The 24,481-nt window shown below is 61.0% G+C and carries 24 protein-coding genes; 12 read left to right on the forward strand and 12 right to left on the reverse strand.

Going from position 1 to position 24,481, the window contains the following annotated elements; translation table 11 throughout:
• Positions 1-941: 941 nt before the first annotated feature.
• Complete coding sequence (locus WNZ15_RS22485) at positions 942-1,322, reverse strand: hypothetical protein (protein WP_342895273.1); 381 nt, start codon at positions 1,320-1,322, stop codon at positions 942-944.
• 178 nt (positions 1,323-1,500) lie between these two features.
• Positions 1,501-1,908: a rhodanese-like domain-containing protein gene (locus WNZ15_RS22490; protein ID WP_342895274.1), complete on the reverse strand. Its 408-nt coding sequence runs from the start codon at positions 1,906-1,908 to the stop codon at positions 1,501-1,503.
• Positions 1,909-1,988: 80 nt separating this feature from the next.
• Between WNZ15_RS22490 and ftrA the strand changes: the two genes are divergently transcribed.
• Positions 1,989-3,005 (forward strand): transcriptional regulator FtrA, encoded by a 1,017-nt coding sequence (gene ftrA / locus WNZ15_RS22495; protein WP_342895275.1) that lies wholly within the window; start codon positions 1,989-1,991, stop codon positions 3,003-3,005.
• 41 nt (positions 3,006-3,046) lie between these two features.
• Here ftrA and WNZ15_RS22500 read toward each other — a convergent pair whose 3' ends face one another.
• The 4 genes from WNZ15_RS22500 to WNZ15_RS22515 form a co-directional block, all read right to left on the reverse strand.
• On the reverse strand, positions 3,047-3,661 hold the full coding sequence (locus WNZ15_RS22500; RefSeq protein ID WP_342895276.1) for a hypothetical protein: 615 nt from the start codon (positions 3,659-3,661) through the stop codon (positions 3,047-3,049).
• The gene (locus WNZ15_RS22505) at positions 3,571-5,151 is read right to left on the reverse strand and encodes a hypothetical protein (protein ID WP_342895277.1); all 1,581 of its coding nucleotides are present in this window, start codon (positions 5,149-5,151) and stop codon (positions 3,571-3,573) included. Before WNZ15_RS22505 ends, WNZ15_RS22500 begins: the two co-directional genes overlap by 91 nt.
• The gene (locus WNZ15_RS22510; RefSeq protein ID WP_342895278.1) at positions 5,123-5,641 is read right to left on the reverse strand and encodes a hypothetical protein; all 519 of its coding nucleotides are present in this window, start codon (positions 5,639-5,641) and stop codon (positions 5,123-5,125) included. Before WNZ15_RS22510 ends, WNZ15_RS22505 begins: the two co-directional genes overlap by 29 nt.
• A gap of 392 nt (positions 5,642-6,033) precedes the next feature.
• Positions 6,034-10,851 carry a choice-of-anchor D domain-containing protein gene (locus tag WNZ15_RS22515; RefSeq protein ID WP_342895279.1) on the reverse strand — a complete coding sequence of 1,606 codons (4,818 nt, stop codon included), beginning with the start codon at positions 10,849-10,851 and terminating at the stop codon, positions 6,034-6,036.
• Between the two features lie 650 nt (positions 10,852-11,501).
• Between WNZ15_RS22515 and WNZ15_RS22520 the strand changes: the two genes are divergently transcribed.
• The 5 genes from WNZ15_RS22520 to WNZ15_RS22540 all read left to right on the forward strand — a co-directional run bounded on the left by WNZ15_RS22520 (position 11,502) and on the right by WNZ15_RS22540 (position 14,957).
• Positions 11,502-12,014 carry a tail fiber protein gene (locus tag WNZ15_RS22520; RefSeq protein WP_342895280.1) on the forward strand — a complete coding sequence of 171 codons (513 nt, stop codon included), beginning with the start codon at positions 11,502-11,504 and terminating at the stop codon, positions 12,012-12,014.
• Between the two features lie 16 nt (positions 12,015-12,030).
• Positions 12,031-12,549 carry a tail fiber protein gene (locus WNZ15_RS22525; protein WP_342895281.1) on the forward strand — a complete coding sequence of 173 codons (519 nt, stop codon included), beginning with the start codon at positions 12,031-12,033 and terminating at the stop codon, positions 12,547-12,549.
• Positions 12,550-12,558: 9 nt separating this feature from the next.
• Positions 12,559-13,086 (forward strand): tail fiber protein, encoded by a 528-nt coding sequence (locus tag WNZ15_RS22530; protein WP_342895282.1) that lies wholly within the window; start codon positions 12,559-12,561, stop codon positions 13,084-13,086.
• 76 nt (positions 13,087-13,162) lie between these two features.
• Positions 13,163-14,389, forward strand: a complete 1,227-nt coding sequence (locus WNZ15_RS22535) for a hypothetical protein (protein WP_342895283.1) — start codon at positions 13,163-13,165, stop codon at positions 14,387-14,389.
• A gap of 13 nt (positions 14,390-14,402) precedes the next feature.
• A complete protein-coding gene (locus tag WNZ15_RS22540) occupies positions 14,403-14,957 on the forward strand; it encodes a GNAT family N-acetyltransferase (RefSeq protein WP_342895284.1) in 555 nt (184 codons plus the stop codon).
• On the opposite strand, the gene WNZ15_RS22545 is transcribed toward WNZ15_RS22540, so the two are convergent.
• From WNZ15_RS22545 to WNZ15_RS22560, 4 genes are all read right to left on the reverse strand, one after another.
• Complete coding sequence (locus tag WNZ15_RS22545) at positions 14,950-15,243, reverse strand: hypothetical protein (RefSeq protein WP_342895285.1); 294 nt, start codon at positions 15,241-15,243, stop codon at positions 14,950-14,952. The two genes, WNZ15_RS22540 and WNZ15_RS22545, sit on opposite strands and share 8 nt — an antisense overlap.
• Before the next feature lie 133 nt (positions 15,244-15,376).
• Positions 15,377-15,754, reverse strand: coding sequence for a hypothetical protein (locus WNZ15_RS22550; protein WP_342895286.1), 378 nt, complete (start codon positions 15,752-15,754; stop codon positions 15,377-15,379).
• A 109-nt stretch (positions 15,755-15,863) separates the two neighbouring features.
• Positions 15,864-16,280: a hypothetical protein gene (locus WNZ15_RS22555; RefSeq protein WP_342895287.1), complete on the reverse strand. Its 417-nt coding sequence runs from the start codon at positions 16,278-16,280 to the stop codon at positions 15,864-15,866.
• Positions 16,280-16,618: a hypothetical protein gene (locus WNZ15_RS22560; protein ID WP_342895288.1), complete on the reverse strand. Its 339-nt coding sequence runs from the start codon at positions 16,616-16,618 to the stop codon at positions 16,280-16,282. Before WNZ15_RS22560 ends, WNZ15_RS22555 begins: the two co-directional genes overlap by 1 nt.
• Before the next feature lie 247 nt (positions 16,619-16,865).
• Here WNZ15_RS22560 and WNZ15_RS22565 point away from each other — a divergent pair, with 247 nt between their 5' ends.
• Together WNZ15_RS22565 and WNZ15_RS22570 are read left to right on the forward strand one after the other, a co-directional pair.
• Positions 16,866-17,600: a S24 family peptidase gene (locus WNZ15_RS22565; RefSeq protein ID WP_342895289.1), complete on the forward strand. Its 735-nt coding sequence runs from the start codon at positions 16,866-16,868 to the stop codon at positions 17,598-17,600.
• Between the two features lie 160 nt (positions 17,601-17,760).
• Positions 17,761-18,090 carry a hypothetical protein gene (locus tag WNZ15_RS22570; protein WP_342895290.1) on the forward strand — a complete coding sequence of 110 codons (330 nt, stop codon included), beginning with the start codon at positions 17,761-17,763 and terminating at the stop codon, positions 18,088-18,090.
• A 52-nt stretch (positions 18,091-18,142) separates the two neighbouring features.
• On the opposite strand, the gene WNZ15_RS22575 is transcribed toward WNZ15_RS22570, so the two are convergent.
• Positions 18,143-18,622, reverse strand: a complete 480-nt coding sequence (locus WNZ15_RS22575; protein ID WP_342895291.1) for an RNA polymerase sigma factor — start codon at positions 18,620-18,622, stop codon at positions 18,143-18,145.
• A 370-nt stretch (positions 18,623-18,992) separates the two neighbouring features.
• On the opposite strand from WNZ15_RS22575, the gene WNZ15_RS22580 reads away from it, so the two are divergent.
• Positions 18,993-19,355: a hypothetical protein gene (locus tag WNZ15_RS22580; protein WP_342895292.1), complete on the forward strand. Its 363-nt coding sequence runs from the start codon at positions 18,993-18,995 to the stop codon at positions 19,353-19,355.
• Positions 19,356-19,416: 61 nt separating this feature from the next.
• On the opposite strand, the gene WNZ15_RS22585 is transcribed toward WNZ15_RS22580, so the two are convergent.
• Positions 19,417-20,367, reverse strand: a complete 951-nt coding sequence (locus WNZ15_RS22585; protein WP_342895293.1) for a helix-turn-helix domain-containing protein — start codon at positions 20,365-20,367, stop codon at positions 19,417-19,419.
• 77 nt (positions 20,368-20,444) lie between these two features.
• On the opposite strand from WNZ15_RS22585, the gene WNZ15_RS22590 reads away from it, so the two are divergent.
• From WNZ15_RS22590 to WNZ15_RS22600, 3 genes are read left to right on the forward strand one after another with little or no spacing between them, the layout of a single operon-like run.
• Positions 20,445-21,605 (forward strand): acyl-CoA dehydrogenase family protein, encoded by a 1,161-nt coding sequence (locus WNZ15_RS22590; protein WP_342895294.1) that lies wholly within the window; start codon positions 20,445-20,447, stop codon positions 21,603-21,605.
• Positions 21,602-23,635 carry an acetate--CoA ligase family protein gene (locus WNZ15_RS22595; RefSeq protein ID WP_342895517.1) on the forward strand — a complete coding sequence of 678 codons (2,034 nt, stop codon included), beginning with the start codon at positions 21,602-21,604 and terminating at the stop codon, positions 23,633-23,635. The genes WNZ15_RS22590 and WNZ15_RS22595 overlap by 4 nt, the downstream gene beginning before the upstream one ends.
• The gene (locus tag WNZ15_RS22600) at positions 23,635-24,417 is read left to right on the forward strand and encodes a carnitinyl-CoA dehydratase (RefSeq protein ID WP_342895295.1); all 783 of its coding nucleotides are present in this window, start codon (positions 23,635-23,637) and stop codon (positions 24,415-24,417) included. The genes WNZ15_RS22595 and WNZ15_RS22600 overlap by 1 nt, the downstream gene beginning before the upstream one ends.
• The last annotated feature ends 64 nt before the right edge of the window (positions 24,418-24,481 follow it).

Here is a 24,481-nt window from a genome sequence, read left to right on the forward strand (position 1 = left end):
CGTTTCAGTCCCATAGCTTGTCTCCTTTGTTGCAGTAAATGCTATCAAAGGGGCGGCATCAAACCGCGACAGGTCCAATCTGACAGGTCGCTGTTGCGCCATCCCCATCAAACAAGATGGTCCCGTTATTGAACTGGTTTCCAGCTTGTCTTAGCGGCGAAGCTCCCTCAGCATGATGCAGATAGCAACGTCACTCAGCGGAAATTAGAATTGACACATGTCGTAATCATCAATGGCTCGGCAGGGGTGGGAAAGACCTCTTCTTCCAAGCTGGCAGGAATGCTCCCAGGGACTATAAATGTTTCGGGTGATGCCATTCGATGGTTTGCGCCACCTGATGTCGGTCAACACCTAGGCTCTGGTTCAACCTATCGCGCCGGGGCATCTTTGGCTTCTGCATACCTAGGCACCGCGAATAGTTATCGAGTATGTCTTTGATGCTGCGGAAAAGGTATCGGGATTTTGCCAATGGCTTCCTCCGGACACTCCAGTTTACCTTTTTACGATCTGCGCCTACCGGGTCGATCCGAAACAGGTCCGTCAGGGCTTCCTGCCCCTTAAGGACTTCGTCCGGATCCGGATTTCGGAGCTCTTTTTCCAGGCCGGCGACAAAAGTGGGCGGCAACAGCTTTTTTCTGCGCAGCAGTATTCTGGCCACCACGACAGGACCCCGGGACCGCCGCGAACAACATATTCCTCGCCCGTGCGGTTGGTGTAGATGATGAAAAGATGGCCATGCCCGAAAGGGGCTTCTGAAATGCGCAGTTCAATCGTTTCCATGGAAAGCTCACTTTTTGCCATGCCCCGCCCGTTCAATGGCGAAGAAGTCGGGAAGCCGGACCTTCGGACTTGGATGCATATTGGGCGCGTCATCGCTCGGGTGACACGCAGCCCGCACCTGGATCAGCGCGTTCAGCGGACCGGTACGGCCTTGCCGTGGCTCAGATCGGAGCCGATGCGATCGCGGCCCAATACGCAAGGCCCACGACGGCAACGAACAGCAGCAGCGAAACGCATCTCAAAATCTTGAACTGCAATCCGAAATCCGACCTGAAGGCACGTACGACCTGAACCAGGCTGGCAGCCAGATCGGCAATCAGAAGGCCGCCGATCGCCCAGGGAGCCGCTATAAAAAGAAAGAACAGGAATTCGCTTCTGATGAACATCCCGTCGAAGACGCAATAAAGAAAGAACAGGCTGGATGCCATGATCAGCGTCAGTGAAACGATGTTCAACGCCCCGTATGCATCCTTCCGGAACAGATTGAAGTTCAGGATTATGCGGTAGATGACGACAAACGGCGTCAGGACGAAAACGGTCATTTGAGCCTTTCTGATCCGGAAGCCCGATGCGGCAAACCTTACACTGCACGACTGGTCCATTTTGTTCACCAAATGTTCCAATGTCAACTGGGGTTGGCAGAAGATGGAAAGTACACCCGCGCCGGTCCGGACCGGCGCGGCGGCTTTCTTCAGCCCCACGGGCCTCGCGTACGGGCCGTCACCCGGGGTCTTCGCTGCCCGTTGCAAGCTCGAACCCCTCGTCCAGCCAGCCGGTGATCCCGCCCGCCATGATTTTCACCGGGCGTCCGAGTTCGGCGAGGCGCAACGCGCCGCGGGCCGCGCCGTTGCAATGCGGCCCGGCGCAATAGGTCACGAACAGCGTATCTTCCGGCCAGTTTGCCATCTTCGAACGGATGATCTTGCCGTGAGGCATGTTCACGGCACCGGGAACATGTCCCTTTTCGAAGAGTGCCGGGCTTCTGACATCCAGCAGCACGAACCCGGGATCCCTGGCCAGCGCGTCATGCACGTCCCAGCAATCGGTCTCGAACCTGAACTCGGCCGCAAAATGCTCTCTGGCGAGATCGCTCGGCGCGGCGGGAACGGCGGTAACATTGTTGGACATGAGAAACTCCTTTCCCCTTCCTTGTGACCGCTCGGGACCATTCTTGGCAATTGACGCAAAAGACATTATACGTATAAATCATGCCAGAATGGATCGCACCTCCCTTTCCCGCTGAACCGCCTCTGCTTTCAGGCCCCCTTGTGGCGGTTCTGGTCTACGACGGTCTGTGCACTTTCGAGTTCGGGATTGCCTGCGAGATTTTCGGCCTTGCCCGCCCCGAATTCGGATCGGACTGGTACCGCTTTCTCAGTTGCGCCATTGACGATGGTCCCTTGCGGGCCCAGGGCGGTCTTCAGATCGCTGCCGATCACGGAGCCGATCGCATCGACCAAGCCGATATCATCGTTGTTCCTGGCTGGCGGGGCGCAGATGCCGCCGTGCCTGAAGCGCTGACCGAAAGACTGCGCCGCGCCCACCGGCGCGGAGCCAGGCTCGTGTCGATCTGCTCAGGTGCCTTTGTCCTGGCTGCAACCGGTCTGCTCGACGGCCGGGCAGCCACCACACACTGGCGCTACGCGGACAAGCTGCGTGTCCGTCATCGCGAAATCACGGTGGACGAAACCTCACTCTATCGTCAGGAGAACCGGATCCTCACATCCGCCGGCAGCGCGGCCGGGATTGACCTGATGCTGGAAATTATCCGGCAGGACTACGGGCCGGAAAAAGCAAACTCCGTCGCGAGACGTCTGGTCGTCGCCGCGCACCGCAACGGCGGTCAGGCGCAGTTTCTCGAACGGCCGGTTGCCAGGCGCGAAGGCGGCGAAGTTGCTTCGGTTCTTGAACAGGTCAGAAATCGCCTCGCTGAGGCCTGGACCATTTCCGCCATGGCCGCGCTCTGTCACATGAGCCCGCGCACCTTTCAGAGACGGTTCACGGAAGCGACCGGCCAGGCACCCGGTGACTGGCTCGCCGGAGAACGGGTAGAGGCCGCCAAGGATCTCCTGGTTTCCGGACACGATGACGTGGAGACGATCGCCGTCCTGGTCGGCTTCGGCAGCGCCCACGCGCTGCGCCACCATTTTCGCAGCCGGCTTGGATTGCGCCCGACCGAATACCGCGCCCGGTTCCTCACCGGCGCCGCGCGTCAAATGGCCTGAGAAAGCCCGCTGTCTTTGTCTCCCGCCAATCGCTGAAGATGTCACTTCAGACCCGGGTCAACCGGAACCGGGCCTGGCGCGCTCCCTGACCGGCGATCGGCCTCCTGCCGCACCCAGGCGTAAACGTAAAAGTCCTCCCCGCCCCGGCCATACGATCGCAACAGGCCTTCCCGCGTTGCCCCGAGAGCCTCGATCCAGCCATGCGCGATATCATGGTCCTTGTGTGTGATGACCTGCAGCCGTCGGCAATCGCGTTCGATGCGCGGGCGCAGTTCGACAAATTGCAGGGTCATCCGCGGTACGCAGCGTTTGAACCGGTCCGTACCGAAGGCCCAGGCCTGCCAGTGATCCGGATCGAAGGCCGAGGCCCTGCTGAAACCGAAGGCGGCTGCCGGTTGCCCCTCGTACCAGATCGACCACACCATGCCAGGAACGGCCGTTTCAACCGCGCAGATCCCCAGCGCCCGAGTGTCCCAGGTCTCCCAGAGACAGGCGATTTCCCGGAAATCCTGCCGGCGCATGTTGGCGGCAATGAAACTGGCATCGCGAACGCACAGGCGCTTGATCAGAACCCGTCGAGCGGATCGGCCATAGGCCTCATCTGGTGCCGGGTCTCCGTCTTCTGGATTTTCGTCAGGGCAGCCTTTTCCGTCCATCCCCACGCCTCCACCATGGCATCGGCTTCATCCGGGGACGATCCGAGCCGTTCCTTGATGTCTTCCTTGCTTTCGATCAGGATCCTGCCGTTTTTCATCTTCCAGCGATGAGCGGTCAGTTGCGCCTTGACGGACGCTGACCGCTTGATGGCCAGACCCGCGCCGCTCTTGGGATGCAGCGCCTCTCTCAGCCGCCAGTAGAGCTGCGCCCGTAAATTGTAGAAGGGGATCCGGCTGTCCTTGGCGCATTCTCCCGATTGTGCTGAAAACACGCATTTCTCAACCGGAATACCGTTTTCCCTTTTGAGAAACCCGACCGTGTCCCCGCCCCAGCCTCCGGTGCAGTCCACAACGATCAGCGCGCTGTCCCGCCGTTCCCGGATAATGAGGGAGCCGACATCCGAGCCGTCCTTTGTATCGGTACCCTTGCGAACGATGTTCTGTGCAAAGCGTCTTCCGTGCAGCGGTTGAAGAACCGTCTTGTCCTTGCCCCCCTGGGCGACATCGACGGCAAGCACATCCATCGGCCGGTCTGCATCCACGCCCTGATCAAAACGCTGAAAGGCCAGCTCGACCCAGTCCGACGGAATCACCTGCCAGTCGTGATCCTGACGTGCCGCCAGGAAATCGCCGGTTTTGAGCGCCGTGCGCATCGGCTCGGGCATCTGGTCGAGTTGCGCGTCATAATCGGCGCCCAGAAACCTGTTGTCCCGGCGCCGCGCCGGTATGAAAGTCCGGCTCTTCGGCGTCCGCAATTCGCCCTCGATCTCGACAGGCGCCGGCCCGTCCACCCAGACCGTCCGGATAGCATCGCCATCGTCGACGAACACGGCCCAGAGCAATTCCCCGGGTGCGGCCTGACGGTAGCGGGGATGAAGCGGGTCCAGCCACGGCGCGAACCAGTCGCTTAGGAAATCGCCCTGCCCTCCGATCGGCGGATTGGTTGCGATCAGCCCCCGGCAGTGCTGGTCCGTGCGGGTCGAGCGCAGCCAGCCGAGAACGAAGATGATCTTGCGCGGATCCATCTGCGCGCCTTCGTCGAAAGCCTTCAGGTCATGGTCCCGACCCTGCCAGTCTTCTTCCGAGCCCGGAAGACCCAGATGCCCGAACTCGATCATGCGCTCGTCGGGGCCGGTCCATCGAGGGGGATTGCCGGAAATCCTGCCCATGTCCGCCGCGCGCATCAGGGTATTCATGCGCTCGATCAGCCCCTTCAGAGACTTCAGGGATTGCCGGAAGATCGCCGCCTTGTGGTGGGCAAACAGCGCCAGCCCGGCAATCAGGTCCGTCTTGCCGCCCCCGGCGGCCCCGCCGTAAAGCGTCAGGTCGGCCTCGGAAAAATAGCCCTCTGTCTGCGGCCCCGGCTGTGGACGCCACACCGAGAACTGTTCAAGGACACCGGCCTCATCCAGTTGCTTTTGAAGCGCGACACGTTCCGGCGCCGCCATGCTGTCGATGTGCTCAATCAATGTCTCGAGGGCGGTTGCCATCCTTTGGAATATCCTTTGCTTTCGGCAAATCCTCGGCAGATGACAGGTCCTTTGAAGTCAGCAAGGCCATCACCCCCAAAGCGATCTCCTCCGAGCTGCGTGGCTTGAAAGCCGCGACTCTCCCGGTCTTGTCCAGCCTGCCTGCAAGGCCTGCACCCCCGCTTTCCGGCCGGTCCTGCCAGCCGGCATGGCGTTTCATCGCCAGGGACCAGGCACTGGCATTGAATTTCGAAAGCGCGCCCGTCACCCCTTCCTTGCCGATCCTTTCCCATTCCAGCAACCCGAGCCTTGCGGCTTCCTCAAGCTTTCCGGGAGGAAAATCCTCAGGAAACTGTTCGGTGAAATAGCGCAGGGTCGTCCGGTCCGCACCGGGGAAACTGTCGACCGAAAATCCGGCAGCGAGATGCGCACAGAACTCCGCGCACGCCGCCTGTCGTGCCTCGCGCGTTGGCCACTTCAGCGCGGCCGCCGCCTCGTCCGGCATGGCCATGCCTGCCTTCCTCCATCTGGATTTCAGGTAAAAACGGGATCGGAATCGGATTGGTTGTCGTGGCATCCGGGCATGCCTGCGCTCTGGTGCGCGTCGCGTCTAAACGGTGTCTGAGTTCAGGAAAGCGCCGGAGGCAGCGTTTGCTGTGCAAATGCGTTCGGGCGGTATCCTGAATTCATCTGAACGCGACAGGCACCAGGCCGCATGTCTCCACGATGACTTGATAGGGCCTGTTTTAAGCCCCTTTTGACGACCCTGTCCAGCACGCGCACTTTCCTGAAACCCTTGTTTAGACAAAGGCTTCAGGAAACCTCGTTTGGATCAGAAGGATCGTCGGCCTGGCAGATTGAGCGCCCGGAGGACCTTTCTTCTGCTCGAGCCGGCCGGTTCGCTCAGAACGGCACCTTCACATTCAGCGTCACGCCGAAGGAACTGAAGTTTGCCGCCCCGATGCCATCGTAGAAGCCCTCACCCGAAATCTGGATGTTGCGTCCCGGAACGAGCAACCCGGCACCCGCTTCAAGGCGCGCGCGCAGGTCTTCATCCGATGAAGCCAGTGTGGCATCGGTCGGACTGGAATCCTGCAGCTTGTTGAAATCGTAAATCCCGGACAGCGTCAGATAGGGCGAGAACAGCATCCGGTCGTCCAACACCAGGTCCCAGGAAACCTTGGGACCGAATTCCAGCCGGCCCAGATCGAAATCCTGCGACGGGATCAGGCGGCCGAGCGTGTCGGTATAGCTTTCCTGCTCTTCGTAATAATAGGTGACCCGCGCGAATGGGCTGACCTTGACGGTGTCGCTGAGCTTGAAATCTCCCGTCAGTCCGCCTTGCAGCAGGAACCTCTGCGTCTTGAAGTCGTCCTCGAACAGGCCGAGCGCGTTGACGGTGTTGTAAGACTGACCGTAGGTCAGCAAACCGTCCAGATAGAAATTCTGGTGCACGCGCAACGCGACATAGGGCCCGGCCATCCAGCCCATCCCGTCCGCCGATGTATTTGCCGCGTCATTGCTCTCGTCCGTAATATCGAGTTGGCCCATCAGGCCGAAGACGGCCCGGTCCTTGTAGCGGTAGTCAATCCCGGCAAAGAACAGGCCGGTCTGGCTGTCGCTGTTGTTGTTCTCGGTCACGGCGTATGTGCCCTGCGCCCAGAAATCCCAACCCGATATCGGTTCGGCCTCGCGGGCGCCATCACCTGCCCCCTCTCCGTTGGTACCGCTCAGGATCGCAAGTGTGTCCTGTGTTTGCGGCTGCGGCCCGACGGCCGTGTAGCTCATGGTGTCAGACGTGGAGAAATGATCGAAAGCGGCGTATCTCTCGGGACCAGCCGGCGTTGGACTGCCTGCCTGATCACTCGCCTGGCCTTCACCTCCAGCACGGAGGGAATCCACGAACGCCCTGAGGGAGAACTGGAAATTGCCGGACCTGGAATATGGGGTGACGTCGAAATTGAATCCGTTTTGCCCGGATTGTTGACCGAAGGGGCCACCTGTCAGGCGCGAGACGATATCCGGTTGTCCGGAGACGATTGCATTGGCCCGATTGGTCACGAAAGAGGCGATGACTTCCTTGGTCTTCTGGATATCGGCTTCCGAATCCCGGTCGTTGGTGAGCGAGAAGGAGACACTGGTCAGCCCGGAGGCGCTGGCGGTGACGTTGTAAGACGTGAGCGATCCGCCCCCCTGATAGGGCGATGCCGTCGAATTGGCCGTCATCGCCGAACTTGTCGCCGTTCCATCCGACGCGGTTGTCACTGTAATTGTATTCGTCCCGGTGCCGGAGAATGTCAGCGACGCGCCCGTTGACGGCGCGGTGAAGGTCACATCCACCCCTGCAACGCCGTTGCCGCTGTCATCCGTAACGCTCGCCACCAGCACCTCGTCGAACTGCATTTCGACTTCGGTGGCCTGCCTGGAGCCGGACGTGACCGCCAGGTTGGAGCCCCCGCTGCTGGCTGTACCGCTGACGGTGAAATTGAACGGGTTCTCGTCGGCGTCATTGTTGACAAGGGACAGGCCGAAAGAGAAGGCGCCCGCCGAATTTGGCGTGTATTGCACCTGAAACGTCGTCGTGCCCCCGCCGGTCGTCACGGTCGTTGAGCCAGGAGCAGTGACGGAATCGACCGCCACATTGCTTTGCGCGGAGCTGGTCGCCGTCGCCAGCGTCAGATCGTCCGTGCCGGAGTTGGTCACCGTATAGGTCACCGTGACCGCCGATCCGGCGGCCTGAGATCCCTGCGCATTGGTGCCGCCGTCGGTAACCGCTCCGCCGATATCCGCGGAAACGGAAATCTCGGGCGTCCCGGTGGCCGTTCCACTGACCGTGAAATTGTACGGGTTCTCGTCAGCGTCATTGTTGACGAATGACAGCCCGAAGGAAAAGGCCCCCGCCACGGTCGGCGTATATTGCACCTGGAACGTCGTCGTCCCGCCGCCGCTCGTCACGGTCGTCGAGCCGGGCGCCCCGATGGTATCGACGGCAACATTGCTCAGCGCGGAACTGGTCGCCGTCGCCAGCGTCAGATCGTCCGTGCCGGAGTTGGTCACAGTATAGGTTACCGTGACCGCCGATCCGGCAGTCTGGGTGCCCTGTGCGTTGGTGCCGCCATCGGCAACCGCGCCTCCGATATCCGCGGAAACGGAGATCTCCGGTGTACCGGTCGCCGTTCCGCTCACCGTGAAATTGTACGGATTCTCGTCGGCATCATCATTGACGAACGACAGTCCGAAGGAAAAGGCTCCAACCGCTGTCGGCGTGTATTGCACCTGGAAGGTCGTTGTCCCCCCGCCGCCTGTTACCGTCGTCGAGCCGGGAGCCCCGATGGAATTGACCGTGACATTGCTCGGCGCCGAACTGGTCGCGGTCGCGATCGTCAGATCGTCCGTACCGGAGTTGGTCACCGTGTAGGTCACCGTTGTTGCGGAAGCGACAGCCTGCGTCCCCTGCGCATTGGTGCCACCGTCAGCAACCGCGCCGCCGATATCGGCCGAAACGGAAATCTCCGGCGTCCCGGTGCCCGTTCCGCTGACGGTGAAGTTGAACGGGTTCTCGTCGCCGTCATTGTTGACGAACGACAGCCCGAAGGAAAAGGCCCCTGCGAGAGTCGGCGTATACTGCACTGCGAATGTCGTCGTCCCGCCGCCGCCCGTCACCGTTGTCGAGCCTGGCGCTCCGATGGAATTGACCGTGACGTTGCTCGGCGCGGAACTGGTCGCCGTCGCCAGCGTCAGATCCCCCGTTCCGGTATTGGTCACCGTGTAGGTCACCGTCGTTGCGGACCCGGCTGTCTGGGTGCCCTGCGCGCTGGTGCCGCCATCGGTGACCGATCCGCCGATATTCCCGGAAACGGAAATCTCCGGCGCACCGGTGCCCGTTCCGCTCACCGTGAAGTTGAACGGATTCTCGTCGGCATCGTCATTGACGAACGACAACCCGAAGGAAAAGGCCCCTGCCAGGGTCGGTGTGTATTGCACGGCAAACGTCGTTGTCCCCCCGCCGCCCGTGATCGTCGTCGAGCCGGGAGCACCGATGGAATTGACCGTGACATTGCTTGGAGACGAACTCGTCGCTGTTGCGATGGTCAGGTCGTCCGTTCCCGTGTTGGTCACCGTGTAAGTCACCGTCGTTGCCGATCCTGCGGCCTGAGATCCCTGTGCGTTTGTGCCGCCGTCGGCAACAGCCCCGCCGATATCGGCGGAAACGGAAATCTCGGGCGTACCGGTCGCCGTTCCGCTGACCGTGAAGTTGAACGGATTCTCATCGGCATCATCGTTGACGAACGACAGTCCGAAGGAGAATGCGCCCGCCAGGGTCGGCGTGTATTGCACGGCAAACGTCGTTGTTCCGCCGCTGCTCGCCACCGTTGTCGAGCCGGGAGCACCGATGGAATTGACCGTCACATTGCTGGGAGACGAACTCGTCGCCGTTGCGATCGTCAGATCGTCCGTTCCGGAGTTGGTCACCGTGTAGGTCACCGTGACCGCCGATCCTGCGGTTTGAGTGCCCTGCGCATTGGTGCCACCATCGGTAACCGCCCCGCCGATATCGGCCGAAACGGAAATCTCCGGCGCTCCGGTGGCGGTCCCGCTGACCGTGAAGTTGAACGGATTCTCGTCGCCGTCATCATTGACGAACGACAGTCCGAAGGAGAACGCACCCGCAAGGGTCGGTGTGTATTGCACGGCAAACGTCGTTGTCCCGCCGCCGCCCGTGATCGTCGTTGAGCCGGGAGCCCCGATGGAATTGACCGTGACATTGCTCGGAGACGAACTCGTCGCTGTTGCGATGGTCAGGTCGTCCGTTCCCGTGTTGGTCACCGTATAGGTCACCGTCGTTGCCGATCCGGCGGTCTGAGTGCCCTGCGCGTTTGTGCCACCATCGGAAACAGCCCCGCCGATATCGGCGGAAACCGAAATTTCGGGCGTACCGGTCGCCGTTCCGCTGACCGTGAAGTTGAACGGATTCTCGTCGGCATCATCATTCACGAACGACAGGTCGAAGGAAAACGCCCCTGCCAGTGTCGGCGTATACTGCACCGCGAATGTCGTCGTGCCGCCGCCGTTCGTGACCGTTGTCGAACCTGGTGCTCCGATAGAATTGACCGTGACATTGCTCGGAGACGAACTCGTCGCTGTTGCGATGGTCAGGTCGCCCGTTCCCGAGTTGGTCACCGTGTAGGTTACCGTGACAGCCGACCCTGCAGTCTGGCTGCCCTGCGCGTTTGTGCCGCCATCGGCAACCGCTCCACCGATATTGGCGGAAACGGAAATCTCGGGCGATGTGGGGGCGGCAAGCGCGCCGGAACCTGCGTTCTGGGTATACGTAACCGAAAACGCCCCGCTAATCGGCGCGGCACTATAGTTTCCCGAGACGGTACAGCCGCTGGAGCAGTTGTAGGTGCTGCTGAAGTCGTTTGCCTGGCCAAAGCTCGAACCGTCGGCAATGTTGTCGGTGCCCCCATCATGAACGATGGAGACGGATGTAAAATCTCCGGCAGGATCGTCGATACCGATGAGGTCAATCGTAACCGAAGAACCGCTTCCAGCATTGAAGTTGATGTAGTTGTTCGTGCCCGGGAAGGTATTTGTCAGCGAGCAGGTGTCGGCAGTCACGTCGAGCGTCAGGTCGCCGCCGGTTGTAACCGTCAGGCCGGAACAATCGTCCCAGGCCGCCTTCGCGCTTTGAACGTCGACTGCACCGAATGCGAACACGGCCAGCAACACAACCAGAAAAGAACGAACAAAGCCGGAAACGAGCCCGCGGCCCGTTACCAAATCAATAAAACTGCTTGGAACAAGCTGCCTAGCGCCGGAAATCACATTCCCCCCCTGAAATTTCCACTTCCCCTGAAGCTTGCGCCTCCAGCCGCACTTGCACGCATGTTTGCGCCACACAACCGGAGCCACCTGACTCCCACAACTAAAACGAGATTTTTTGGAAAGCAATCATTAGTAATTTTTTACACGTAATTCTCTCAAAGATAAAATTTAGGTGTACCCTGACAGCCACACAGCCCTTCTGGCGGCAAAGCCACTCCTCGGCCTTGACATCTCCACCTCACCTCGAATTTTCGACTAAATTTTCATCAGTAATTCCAATACCTTCCTGATGACCCTACGTTTTTATAGGAAACTACTGCCGGAAAATTGGCTGTTTTTTAGTCGCCCGAGCCACCCGGGGTTCCGGATGGCCCCACTTTGCGTTCGAATTTTTTTTGATTGCATGAATTTGGAAATGTATGTGATGGTTGTGAAAATACGCAGAAACATGCCGGAAACATACAACCTAAGATTCTACTCCGAAATATTCCGAAACGATCAAAGCTATTGAGGTTCCTTGAGGGGAGCAATTGGGGAGGAACATGTCAGAGCCTTTTCTTGCCGAAGTCCGCATGGTCGGATTCAATTTCCCACCGCGCGGCTGGGCCTTCACGGATGGCCAGATCCTGCCTATCAACCAGAATCAGTCGCTCTATTCCCTGCTGGGAACAACATATGGCGGGGACGGCCGAACGTCCTTCGCCCTTCCCGATTTGCGCAGCCGTACCCCCATTCACAAGGGCGACGGATATACGCTCGGCCAGAAGGGCGGAGCCGAAACTGTAACCCTCGTCGCCGCACAGATCGCCGCCCACACCCACACGGTGAAGGCTGTCTCGGCCGCGGGCAACGACAGGTCGCCGGAAGGCACTTTGTTCGCTGCGGAAGTCGGAGCCGATCTTCCGTATCGTGAGCCGCAAGCTGCCTCAACAACGGCCCTGCGGTCCGGAACGGTCACGAACGCAGGCGGGGGGCAGGCACACAACAACATGCAGCCTTACCAGACACTCAATTTCTGCATCGCCCTGCAGGGGCTGTTTCCCTCACGTAATTGACGCCGGAGGACACTGGATGTCTGAACCTTTCGTCGGTGAAATCCGTATGTTCGCCGGAAATTTCGCCCCCCGCGCATGGGCCTTCTGCGATGGCCAGCTTCTGGCGGTTTCGCAGAACGACGCCCTCTTTTCCCTCCTGGGAACCACTTATGGCGGGGACGGCAGGACCACGTTCGGCCTGCCGGACCTCAGGGGACGTATTCCCCTTCACGCCGGCACCGGACCGGGACTGAGCCCCAGACGGCTCGGATCCAGGGCCGGCAGCGAAAGAGAGACCCTGACGACCAACCAACTCGCCAGTCATTCACACGATTTCAATGCAAATACAGCCGAGGCCGACAGTCTTGCCCCGCAGGGCCGGGTAACTGCGGAAGGCGTCGGGGTCAATCTCTACGCGGCTGTCGGGCAGGATGTCTCGATGGCATCGAACATGGTCACCGATACCGGTGGGGCGCTTTCCCACACCAACCTGATGCCGACCCTTTGCGTGAACTTTATCATCGCGCTCTTCGGTATTTATCCGAGCCGGCACTAGGAGGCGGACATGTCAGAACCTTTTATTGCAGAAATTCGAATTTTCGCAGGCAATTTTGCACCGCGTGGCTGGGCTTTCTGCGACGGGCAACTGTTGCCGATTGCCCAGAACACCGCGCTCTTCTCCCTGATCGGGACCACCTATGGCGGGGACGGGCGCACCACGACCGCTTTGCCGAATCTGCAGGGGCGCGCGCCCATGCACCCGGGCCGCGGTCCGGGGCTGACATCGCGCCGCCTTGGTGAAAGGGTCGGCGCCGAGACGGTCACGCTCACTGAAGCGCAAATCCCCTCCCACAGCCATACGGTTCGGGCAAGCAGCACCAGTGGCGGAATTGCCATACCGGCGGTAACGACTTCTTTCGGGCGTTCAGGCTCCGACCGGGCGTACCATTCGGACACGGCGTCGAACCTCGTCGACATGGCCTTCGAGGCACTGTCCACCACAGGTGGCGGCCAGGCGCACGACAATGTCCAGCCCTACCTGGCAATGAATTTCATCATCGCGCTCCTGGGGCTCTACCCCTCACGCAGCTAGCGGCAACGGCCTTTTTCGAATGCACTCAGATTTTTGACCTGGCAAAGCTGCCAAGTTAAGCGGAAGGACACATCAAATGTCAGTCGAAGAAGCAATCCCCGAAATGTTCGAGGGAACCGTTCAAACCGCGCCAAGCTACTTTCGGATATTCCTGGCTGCGGTCACCCCGAACGGTGAACTGGAATACAAGGATCAGCAAAGTGAAAATGGCCCGTTTTATTCGTACTTTACCCGCCTGACCGAGGCCACTTTTTCAACCGGACATCTTGCAGCATCGGTGACGCAGGACGGCTATGTCGCCTTGCTTGCCCAGGACGCGAAGTCGAAAGACCTGGTTTACCTGCACGAAAGCGACGAACCCAATGCGTCGAACCGGTTTGCTGTCGCCGAGAACCTCGGCAAGCCGGACGGTGTCGCCGGATTTGTTGAGACGGCGCTGATCAACGGTCTCACCGGTCGCCAGAACATCTTCGCGACCAGTTCTGGTTCGTCCAATCACCTCTGGTGGAAATTCCAGAACGTCAACAGGATCATACAGGAAACCATCACGGTGACTCCGCCCGGCAGCGAAACGCCGATAGAAATCACCGTTCCGGTCGAAGTTCCGCCTGAACAACCCTGGTCGGACTGGCAGCAGATTCCAGGGGTCCTGGCCACCCTGTCCCCTGTTCAGAATGCCGACGGCCGCATCATCATGTTCGGCATGGACAGTGACGCGGTTCCCTATATGAATTTCCAGTCCAGCGATCACCCGTTCCTCCCGGAAAAATGGGAAGGCTGGCAAGACATCAGAGGCGGCCTGACCGGGTTCGAACAGCTGGTCACCTGCCTCGACGGCAACGCGATCGTTCATGTCTTCGCGCGTATCGGCAGCAAAATCTACATGAAGACCCAGGACGAAGTCAGCTCCACTTCGTTTTCGGAATGGTGTCTCTTCGCTTCTTTCAGCGAGCCGGTTCACACCATGACCGTGGCCGTGTCCTCCAACGACGGCCTGTATCTCGCGGCGCAGGTCGGCTCCGGCCCGGACAGCCCTGTCTACGGCGCCTATCAGACCGGACATTCGGACCGGTCCTGGTCTGCAATGCAGATCATTGCCCATGTGACGAACGACAGCAGACTTGTCCTGCAACCGAATGCGGACGCCAATCTCAGTCTTTTCGCCCTGGACAGCAGCTCCGGCAAGGCAACCTATGTGGACCAGCTGTCCATTGGGCACTGGTCTGCGGTCTGGCGCGGCCTGAACATCACTCCGTTGTCCACGATTGCCCTGACGCAGGACATCACGCCCAATCCACACTGACGGACCGGTTTGCATGAATTTGCCACTCGACTCCACAGTCCTGGATTTGCCTCTGCGCGCGCGGGCCAGCCGGAAGGGAATTGCCTACCGGCCCGTGCGCGAGGACGGCGACCTGCCCTTTCTGGCAGCGCTGTATAGGTCCACGCGGGAAATCGAACTGGCCAGAACACCCTGGTCAGAAGCTGAAAAGCAGGCCTTCATCGACATGCAGTTCAAGGCGCAGCACCAGCATTACCAGGCTCATTTTCCGGCCGCGCTCTGGCTGATCGTCGAGCGGGAAGGCACACCGCTCGGACGTCTCTATCTGGAACGCTGGACCACGGAACACCGCATCATCGACATCGCTCTTGTTCCCGAGGTCCGCGGGCAAGGGATCGGCAAGGCCATCCTGGAAGACCTGGCCGAAGAGGCCGCCGCCGCCGGCAAGGCGCTCAGCATTCACGTCGAGAAGGAAAACCCGGCAATGCGGCTCTATCAGCGGCTCGGATTCGAAACCCGCGAGGACAAGGGCGTCTACGACCTGCTTGTTCTTCCTTGCGCCGTCGGCGCCGAGGATTTGCTCAGGTGAACACCGCCTCATACTGGATCCCGGCGTCTTTTTCGGCGACCGGAACCAGAAAGATCTCCTGTTCGCCGAGATCCTGCTGATAGAGCTTGTAGGTCGACTGCTCCAGTTGCGGCTCGTGCGGCCCAAGCCAGAGGACCGAGAACGCCCCGCCGCCGCGCTCACCCGACCCCAACGGCTTCACCTCGACAAGGGAAAGCTGAAGATCCGCGTCAAGCGAACGGACTTCAAATGCCGTATCCTTCAGCATTTCAAAATCCCGGATTGTCAGCGCCTGCATATCAGTCATGAAGATCTCCCAAGTGCGGTCAAGGCTGGCCAGTTCGTGTTTCTTCTCAAGAAGTTGTAATTCAGACGCACCTCAACCGCAAAGGGGTTTTGAGCGAAACGACAAACAGACCCGCTGCCTGCCAGGCGGCCGGTCACACCGGACCGGTGTCTCTCGTGACGCTCCTGGCAATCCTTGCCAGAACAACCCGGTTCCGGCTCGTCACCGTCGACCGTTTCCAGCCATATTTCTCGCAGACCTTCGAAAAGACACCGGCGCCCGCCTTGCACATGACCTCAAATTGCAGGGCACGGCGGGCGTCATGATCTTCGACCAGGGAAAACCAGGTGATCGCCTCCTCCGCCCGGCTGATCGTCCTGGGCGGATAGGTCCGGCGACGCCTGGTCAGCTTGCGCCGATAATCGGGCCAGGCCGCCAGAACGGATCGGGGGCCGTCTCCTTTCCCCGTCGCCGCGATCACTTCGACGGCCTCGATCAGCCGCTCCATCACCATTTGTGCCGCATCACTCATCAATCGGGCTCCTTTTGGACTGTCGGAAAACCGCAAGGCTTGCTGCGGCCGGCAGGCTGTATCCCGGTCCCGGAACTGCCGGCCTTCAGGACCACGCGAACGGAAAGGGTCAAGCCGCCCGTCTCTGCGATCCGGCTCCCATGCCTTTGTCGAGTTCGTAGGACAGGAGAACGGACATCGTGAGCGTTGGAGCGGCCGGGTTGAGTTGCTTCGCGACATCGAGCAAAGCGCGCAGGTCGATCTTGTCGAATTGATCGAGAAACCCCCGGCGTTCGACCCAGTCAGGCTTGCTCAGCACCAGCCAGGAGACGGAGGTGAAACAGGGCGCGGACCAGTTTCCCCGGTTTTCACCCGTATTGATCAATCCGAACACCAGCCGCAAATGTTCCGGCCCGTGTTTTTTGAGCAAGGTCTGGCACGTCCGCCGCGCCTTGGACTGATGCCGCCCCTCGCTCCGCCGGGTGTGACTGATGAAATGCACACCGAATTCGGCGGCAATCCTGTCGACCAGACCTCCCGATGCCATCAAACCGCTCCTCTTTTTTCCGTACGGCCGTGTCGCAGCCTGGCGAAAGCATCCTCGGCGCGTTCCCGCGCCGATCCGAATTTCTGTTCACTTTTTGTTCCTGCTCTTTTCGTCTCGAACGATCTGACCTCCCGCGACTTGGGGACGGGTCCGTTGCCGGCCTGATGACGCGGGGCCTGGTCCCGCTTGAGCTGCCGCAACTCCAGTGTCAGCAGTCTGGTTCGCGCTTTTTCCAGCGCGTAATCGTCTTCCAGCCGTGACCCGGGCCGTTCGGCCCGGATCCGGCAATAGGCGACCTTGCTCCGGGCTTCTTCGATTTCTTCGCTGATATCTTTCATGCCCGGCCCTCCGGAGCTGCCCTGCCGACCGGCGAAGACGTTTCAGAGCGATCAGCTTTACGCTCGAGGCCGCCCGCTTGTGGGGCACCCCTGGTTTGAGGGCTCGGTTCGGCTTTCATGACGGCTCCCACGCTGTAAACTTCGACTATTTGTTTTGTACGTTTATTGCGTACGCACGTCAAGGTGGACTGCGTATAAAAATGATGATAAAACATACGCACCGACATCAGCCAGAGCACCTGAAACCATGGATACGGACGAACATTCCGTTGTCTCGGCACAACTCGCGACCCTGAAAGACCGCAGCGGATTGTCGATCCGCGCGATCGCCCGGGCCATGGGCTATCAGAATGCGTCGTCGATCCAGAGGTATTTCAGCCCGGACTATCACAAGCCGGCTCTGCCGGCGGATTTTGTCGCCAAACTGCTGCCGGTTCTTGTCGGCAGGGGCACCCCGCCTGTCGCTCGTGAAGACGTTCTGACCCTTGCTCCCGACACGCTCACGGACCTGGAAGCAGCCAGCGCCCCCTCACGGGCGGCAACCGCCCTGGACCTCAAGGGACAGGTTGCGGCCGGGCTATGGATGGAAGCGGGTCTTTTTGAGACGGACGCGGTCAGGCAGACCAGCATAGCGGGTGATTTGCGCTATCCGAGCGAAAGCCAGTACCTGCTGGAAATCAATGGCGAAAGCCTGAATCGCATTGCCCGCAACGGCGATTTCGTCCTGTGTCTGGACTTCGCCGAGGCCGGCATCGAGGTCAAATCCGGCGATCTCGTTGTCGTCGAGCGCTCGCGCGACGGCGGCCACACCATCGAGCGCACGGCAAAGCGCATCATGCGCCGCGATGGCATGATCGAGCTGCACCCTGAATCCGACGATCCCAGGTTTCAGGAACCGCTGATCTTCGGCGAGCATGACGAGGAAGCAACCGAAGTGCGCATCATAGCAAAGGTCCTGAGCGTCATTCGCCAGATCGTCTAGAGAAGACGGCGGCACAAGCGCCCGCGCGCCGCCCCTGCGCGCATCATGACTCCGCCCGGCCGGCCCCTAAAAATACGTTTTCGGCATACAGAAAAGATACGCATATTGATTTATACGCTTTTTGCGTATAAGCATGACTGTCTATTTTGGGAGAGTTTGTATGGCTTTGAACCTCGACATGCCGTTCTATTCGGTCATTTGTGAACTTGGGAACTGCTACTACACCCCGGAGATTGACCTGGAGGCCATGAACCTGGCCCGGATCATCGAGGACGTCCAGGCCGGTCAGTTCGAAGAAGTGCAGGCGGTGCTGGAATTCAACCCGGCGGAAGGCTGGTGCAACGATGTGACCGGCGCCGTTCTCGCCGCCGCCTTCCCCATGAACGAACAGGCGGCGGAAGAAGACACGGCTGACGAAAACTGGTCGGACTACCGCGACGAGCGGCTGGAGGGCCGCCGCGCCGGCGTCACGGTTCTGGTGGCGGCCTGAACACCGCTGCCATGGAGGTCCAGCGTCGGAAAAGGCAATCGGACACCGTGACCTAAGCCGCTATGAGCTGTCTGGCGCGCGACAGCCTGCTCTTCACCGTGCCAACGGCAACCCCCATGCGCGCCGCGATCTGGCCGGTGGACAGACCCGAGAAAACACGGAGTTCCAGGACGTCGCGGTCCTCCTTGCGCAAACTCCGGATCGACCGGGTCACGTCACCAAGTTCGAGGTACTTTTCCTGGGCCGGGCACGTCTGCGTTTCCAGATACCAGTCCTCGATCGGCAGATGTTCGCCGCGCCGTGCGCGCTGCCGCTGATCGTCCCGATAGGCATTGCGGACAATGGTGAACAGCCAGCGGCGGAGTTCCGTACCTGTCCGGAAACTGCTCCGGTGCCGCAACGCGCGCTCAAGCGCTGTCTGCAGGAGATCGTCCGCCGTCTCCGTGCACCGTGTCAGCGACCGGGCATAGCGGCTGACATGCGGGATTTCGGATTTCAGATCAGCAGCGAAACAGTCTTGCGGGCAGGTCATGCCATCATCCTTTTCTGGAGGCCACGCCCTGGATGTAACGATGCCCGGAGCCGTTTTCAGGCACTTCAAGATGATGTCATCGGAACTTGAAAATGTGCCCGCGGCCAGACACCGGAAAACACCGGAAAGTCACGGACCGGTTACCGAACCGGAAAACCGGCCGATTGGAGACGGACATCGCCGACCACACGCCATCGACCGGAACTCAGAACCGAAATCAGTCACGGCAGGTAAGCTTTTTGTGTCCGCTTTATTACCGGAGCGTCCGCAACCGATCCGCCTGCGCATCGTTGATCCTGTCATGAACACCGGACGCCTTTGCAAACGGGTGGACGTGTTCATGAACGCAAACCCGCACTGGAGCTTGAACATGCGTATGACCAAAAAATTTCTGTCGACCCTGATGACCGCCGCCCTTGTCTCGGGCACATTTGCCGGGACCGCACTGGCGGTGGACCCCGACGAATTCCGTGGTGACAGAAACGGTGAGAAACCGTTGTCGGTCCGTCAGCAGCAGCCTGCCAACGCAAAGGCGCTTGCCGATGCACGCAGCGGCAACCTCCTCATCCTGCCGGCCCTCGGCAGTCACAATGGCGAGTACCGGGCAACGATCGGCGAACTCGCCGCCAGCCGCACCGCCTATTCCGGCACGGTCACCAATGCACCGCGGATCGCGCCGGCGGGACCGGGCGATTACAACGGCACCGCAAAGATCGGCCGCGTGCAAAACTAGGCATCCATCGTACCAGAAAGGGCCGCGCGTCTTGCGCGGTCTTTCTCGTTTTGCCTTCGCCTCAATGCGGAATGCGCCGGTGCCCCCGCGGCGGATGACCGAATTCCTGCCTGTAAGCCCGGGTCATGGCGCTCGAATTCCGGTACCCGCATCGCTGGGCTATTTCTGCGATTCCAAGGCCGGTCAACTCGACGAACCGGCGAGCTTCCCGCAGCCTCAGAGCCTTGTAGACGCCAAGTGGCGTCATCTTCAATTCGCTCCGGAAACGGCTTTCCAGGGTGCGCTGGTCGACACCCAGTCGCCCGGCAAGATCGCCGATCGGCAACGGCGCCTCGATCGTTCGCCGCATCAGTGCGGTGGCACCGCGCACGAGCGACCCCGCGGACAGGCGCTGATAGGGATCATACGCCTCCTGCCGGTCCCCATGCATGAACAGCGCAGCGACCTCCAGCGCGAACAGCGCGCTGTGATGCCGTTTGATCAGTTCCAGCGCCAGTTCAATCGCTGTCGAGGCCCCGCCGCAGGTGCAAAGATCAGCTTCCAGAACGAACCGCCTGTTCACGGCCTCGACCTCGGGAAACCGCTCCGCGAACTGGGTGAATTCATCCCAGTGAATGGTCGCCTTACGACCGTCCAGCAGACCCGCGGCAGCCAACAGCCAGGCACCGGTATCCAGGCCGGCAAGCGTCGTGAAGCGCCGGCGCGCCGCTCTCAGAACCTGCATCACCTTCGCATCGCCATGATCGCGATAGCCGTAACTTGGCATGACGAACAGAAAGTCGCCTCCCGGCATCGCGTCGTTCCAGGACGCCGTTGCGACCGGCAGGCCGCTGGACGAGGTGACCGTGCCGCCATCCGGACTGACATGCTGCCAGGAATAGAGCTTCTGCCGTGCGATCGTATTTGCGGCCCGGAAAGGTTCGACCGCGTTTGCAAGGCAATGGTTCGAGAAACTCTCGAACAGCAGAACGCAGATTTTCCGGACTGAGGACGATTTCTGTGAGATCTGCATGATTTTTTACCAAAACTGCATGATAGCCGCTGCGCCTTTGTCTCACTCTGCAAGCGCTGAGACAACAGGAGATCCCGATGCAGTTCGGTCTGAGCGAAGAACAGGAGATGATCGTCGCCACCGTGCGGTCCTTCGTCGAAAACGAGATCTATCCGCATGAGGACCAAGTGGAGAAAACGGGTCAGGTGCCCGACGACCTCGGCGACGAGATCAAACGCAAATGCATCGACCTCGGGTTTTATGCCTGCAACTTTCCGGAGGAGGTTGGCGGCGCCGGTCTCAGCCACCAGGATTTCACTCTGGTGGAGCGGGAACTCGGACGCGGCTCCATGGCCCTCACCCATTTTTTCGGCCGTCCGCAAAACATCCTGATGGCTTGTGAGGGCGCCCAGCGCGAGCGCTACCTGCTTCCCGCCGTGCGCGGCGAAAAAATGGATGCTCTTGCGATCACCGAACCGGACGCCGGATCTGACGTGCGCGGCATGAAATGCCAGGCGGTCCGCGACGGCGGCGACTGGCTCATGACCGGGTCCAAACACTTCATCTCCGGAGCCGAGCACGCGGATTTCTTCATTGTCTTTGCCGCCACCGGTGTCGACGACACTCCCAAGGGCCCGAAGAAACGGATCACGTGCTTCCTGGTTGATCGCGACACACCGGGCTTCGAGGTCCGGGAGGGCTACAGGTCCGTCAGCCACCGCGGCTACAAGAACTACATCCTTTATTTCGACAAGTGCCGTCTGGCCGGCGATCAGGTCCTCGGCGAGGTCGACCGCGGCTTCGACGTGATGAACGACTGGCTCTACGCCACCCGCCTGACGGTCGCCGCCATGAGCGTTGGCCGTGCCCGCCGCTGTTTCGATCATGCGCTTTCCTTTGCCGCCGAGCGCAGCCAGTTCGGTCAGCCCATCGCCCGGTTTCAGGGTGTCAGCTTCCAGATCGCCGACATGATCACCGAGATCGATGCGGCCGACTGGCTCACGCTGGCCGGGGCCTGGCGGCTGGATCAGGGCCTGCCCGCCAACCGCGAGATCGCCAGCGCGAAGCTCTATGCCACCGAAATGCTGGCCCGCGTCACCGACGCGACATTGCAGATCCATGGCGGCATGGGCCTGATGGACGATTTTCCGATCGAGCGTTTCTGGCGGGATGCGCGCGTGGAGCGGATCTGGGACGGTACCAGCGAGATTCAGCGCCACATCATCAGTCGCGATCTCCTCCGCCCGCTCGGAGCCTGACCATGCGATCCCTGGAACGCCTGCTGCGGCCCGCGTCCATAGCCGTGATCGGTGGCGGCACCTGGTGCGAAAACGTTGTCCGGGAATGCCGCAAGGCCGGTTTTGTCGGTGCGCTCTGGCCTGTTCACCCGAACCGTCCTGAAATTGGTGGCTGTCCGGCCTGGTCCGCGCTCGATGACCTGCCATCCGCGCCCGATGCCGTCTTTGTCGGTGTCAACCGCCACGCGACAGTCGATGTGGTCGGGGCTCTCAACCGTCTCGGGGCCGGCGGCGCCGTGTGCTTTGCCTCCGGTTTCCGCGAGGCCTCCCGCGAGCTTGGAGACGGCGCGGACCTGCAGGAGACTTTGGTGAGGGCCGCCGGAGACATGCCCCTGCTCGGCCCCAACTGCTACGGCTTCCTCAATGCCCTCGACGGTGCGGCGCTCTGGCCGGACCAGCATGGCCTGACGCCGGTCTCTCGCGGAGTGGCGATCGTGTCCCAGTCCTCGAACATTGCCCTCAATCTGACCATGCAGGCACGCGGACTTCCGCTCGCCTACGTTCTGACTGTCGGCAACCAGGCCCAGACAGGTCTCTCGGCCATCGCCGGCGCGCTTCTCGACGACGACCGTGTAACGGCCATCGGACTGCACATCGAAGGGCTCGATGATCTCTCCGCCTTCGAGGCTTTTGCCCGGGAGGCCAGATGCCGGGGCAAGCCTGTCGTTGCGCTCAAGGTGGGCCGGTCGGAGGCTGCCAGGACTGCCGCGATCTCCCATACCGCGGCACTCGCCGGAAGCGCTGCCGGATCGGACGCCCTGTTCGAACGCCTGGGCATTGCCCGGGTCAACAGCCTTCCCGCGCTTCTTGAGACGCTGAAACTGCTGCATGTCAGCGGTCCATTGGCCGGCGCGGACATCGTTTCCATGTCCTGCTCGGGCGGCGAGGCCAGCCTGATCGCCGACACCGCCCATGGCCGCCGGGTCGCCTTCCCGCCTCTCGATGCTGGCCAGAAGGAAGCTCTCGCCGGCGCTCTCGGCCCCAAGGTGGCGCTCGCCAATCCGCTCGACTATCACACCTACATCTGGGGTGACGTCCCGGCCATGAGCCGCTGCTTTTCGGCCATGATGCAGGGCCCTGCCAACCTGGGGATCGTCATTCTGGACATTCCCCGCATGGATCGCTGCGATCCGGGCGCATGGTTGAAAGTGATCGATGCGGTCGAATGCGCAAGAACGACATCCGGCAAGCCGATGGCAATCCTGAGCACCCTGCCGGAGGCGATGCCGGAAACCGTCGCCGCCGATCTCATGTCGCGCGGTATCGTTCCCCTGTGCGGCCTCGACACCGCGATCACCGCAATCGAGGCGGCCGCCCTGCTGTCGAAACCCGTTTCATCGGCTCACATCCGCAGCCCCGGTCCCGTCGACGCACCCCGATTGCGGAGCGAACAGGAGGCCAAGGCAATCCTGGGGGAACACGGCCTGAAGATCCCGGCAAGCCACGCCGCCGCAAGTCCGCAAGAGGCGGCGCGCATGGCTCAGGAACTCGGATTTCCGGTGGTCCTCAAGGGTACGGGCCTTGCCCACAAGTCCGAGGCGGGTGCCGTCGCGCTCAATCTGAACTCCGCCTTCGAGGTAACCGCAGCGGCATTGGCCTTGCCCGCGCCGGCTTTTCTGGTGGAGGAAATGGTCACCGGCACGCTGGCCGAACTCCTGATCGGAATCGTTCCGGATCCCGCTCATGGCTATGTCCTGACCCTGGCCGCCGGGGGCGTGCTGACGGAACTTCTTCAGGACAGCTGCTCGCTGATCCTGCCGGTTGACGCGACCGACATCCGGCGCGCACTCGCCGGCTTGAAAATCGGCCGTGTTCTTGCCGGATACCGCGGCAGCGCACCCTGCGACCTGGAAGCGATCGTTGCTGCGGTGCTTGCGGTTCAGGATATCGTCCTCACCGCACCGGTAGCGGAAATCGAGATCAACCCGCTCCTCTGCGGCGCGGATTTTGCCGTTGCTGCGGACGCATTGCTCATAATGGGAGAATACTGATGGAAAGCCCCGTCAAGACCGAACGGCGCGGCCACATCCTTGCGGTCACGCTGGACCGGCCAAAGGCCAATGCCATCGACCTTGCCACCAGCCGGATCATGGGGGAGATCTTCACGGAGTTCCGCGACGATCCGGACATGCGCGTGGCCATTGTCACCGGCGCCGGCGAAAAGTTCTTCTGTCCGGGCTGGGACCTCAAGGCCGCCGCGGCCGGTGATGCCGTAGACGGCGATTACGGCAAAGGCGGTTTCGGCGGTCTCCAGGAACTGCGCGGCCTCAACAAACCCGTCATTGCCGCCGTCAACGGCATCTGCTGCGGCGGCGGTCTGGAACTGGCCCTGTCCGCAGACATCATCCTGGCTGCCGATCACGCCACATTCGCCATGCCGGAAATCCGCTCCGGCACCGTGGCCGACGCAGCCAGCCTCAAGCTGCCGAAGCGCATTCCCTATCACATCGCCATGGAGATGCTCCTGACCGGCCGCTGGTTCGACGCGGAGGAAGCCGCCCGCTGGGGCCTGATCAATCACATTCATCCGGCAGAAGATCTGATATCCCAGGCCTGGAAGCTGGCGGATCAGCTCGCCTCCGGCCCGCCGCTCGTCTATGCGGCGATCAAGGAAATCGTCCGGGAGGCCGAAGACATGAAGTTCCAGGACGCCATGAACCGCATCACCGGAAGCCAGTTTCAGACCGTCGAAACGCTCTACCGCTCCGATGACCAGAAAGAAGGCGCCCGCGCCTTCGCGGACAAGCGCGACCCGGTCTGGAAAGGTCGCTAGATCGACGGCTGTTCAATCGGGTTCGATTGGACAGCCAAAAGTTGATCGATTCAAAAGTGTTCGA

Source organism: Roseibium sp. AS2 (assembly GCF_038900065.1).
Classification (GTDB): domain Bacteria; phylum Pseudomonadota; class Alphaproteobacteria; order Rhizobiales; family Stappiaceae; genus Roseibium.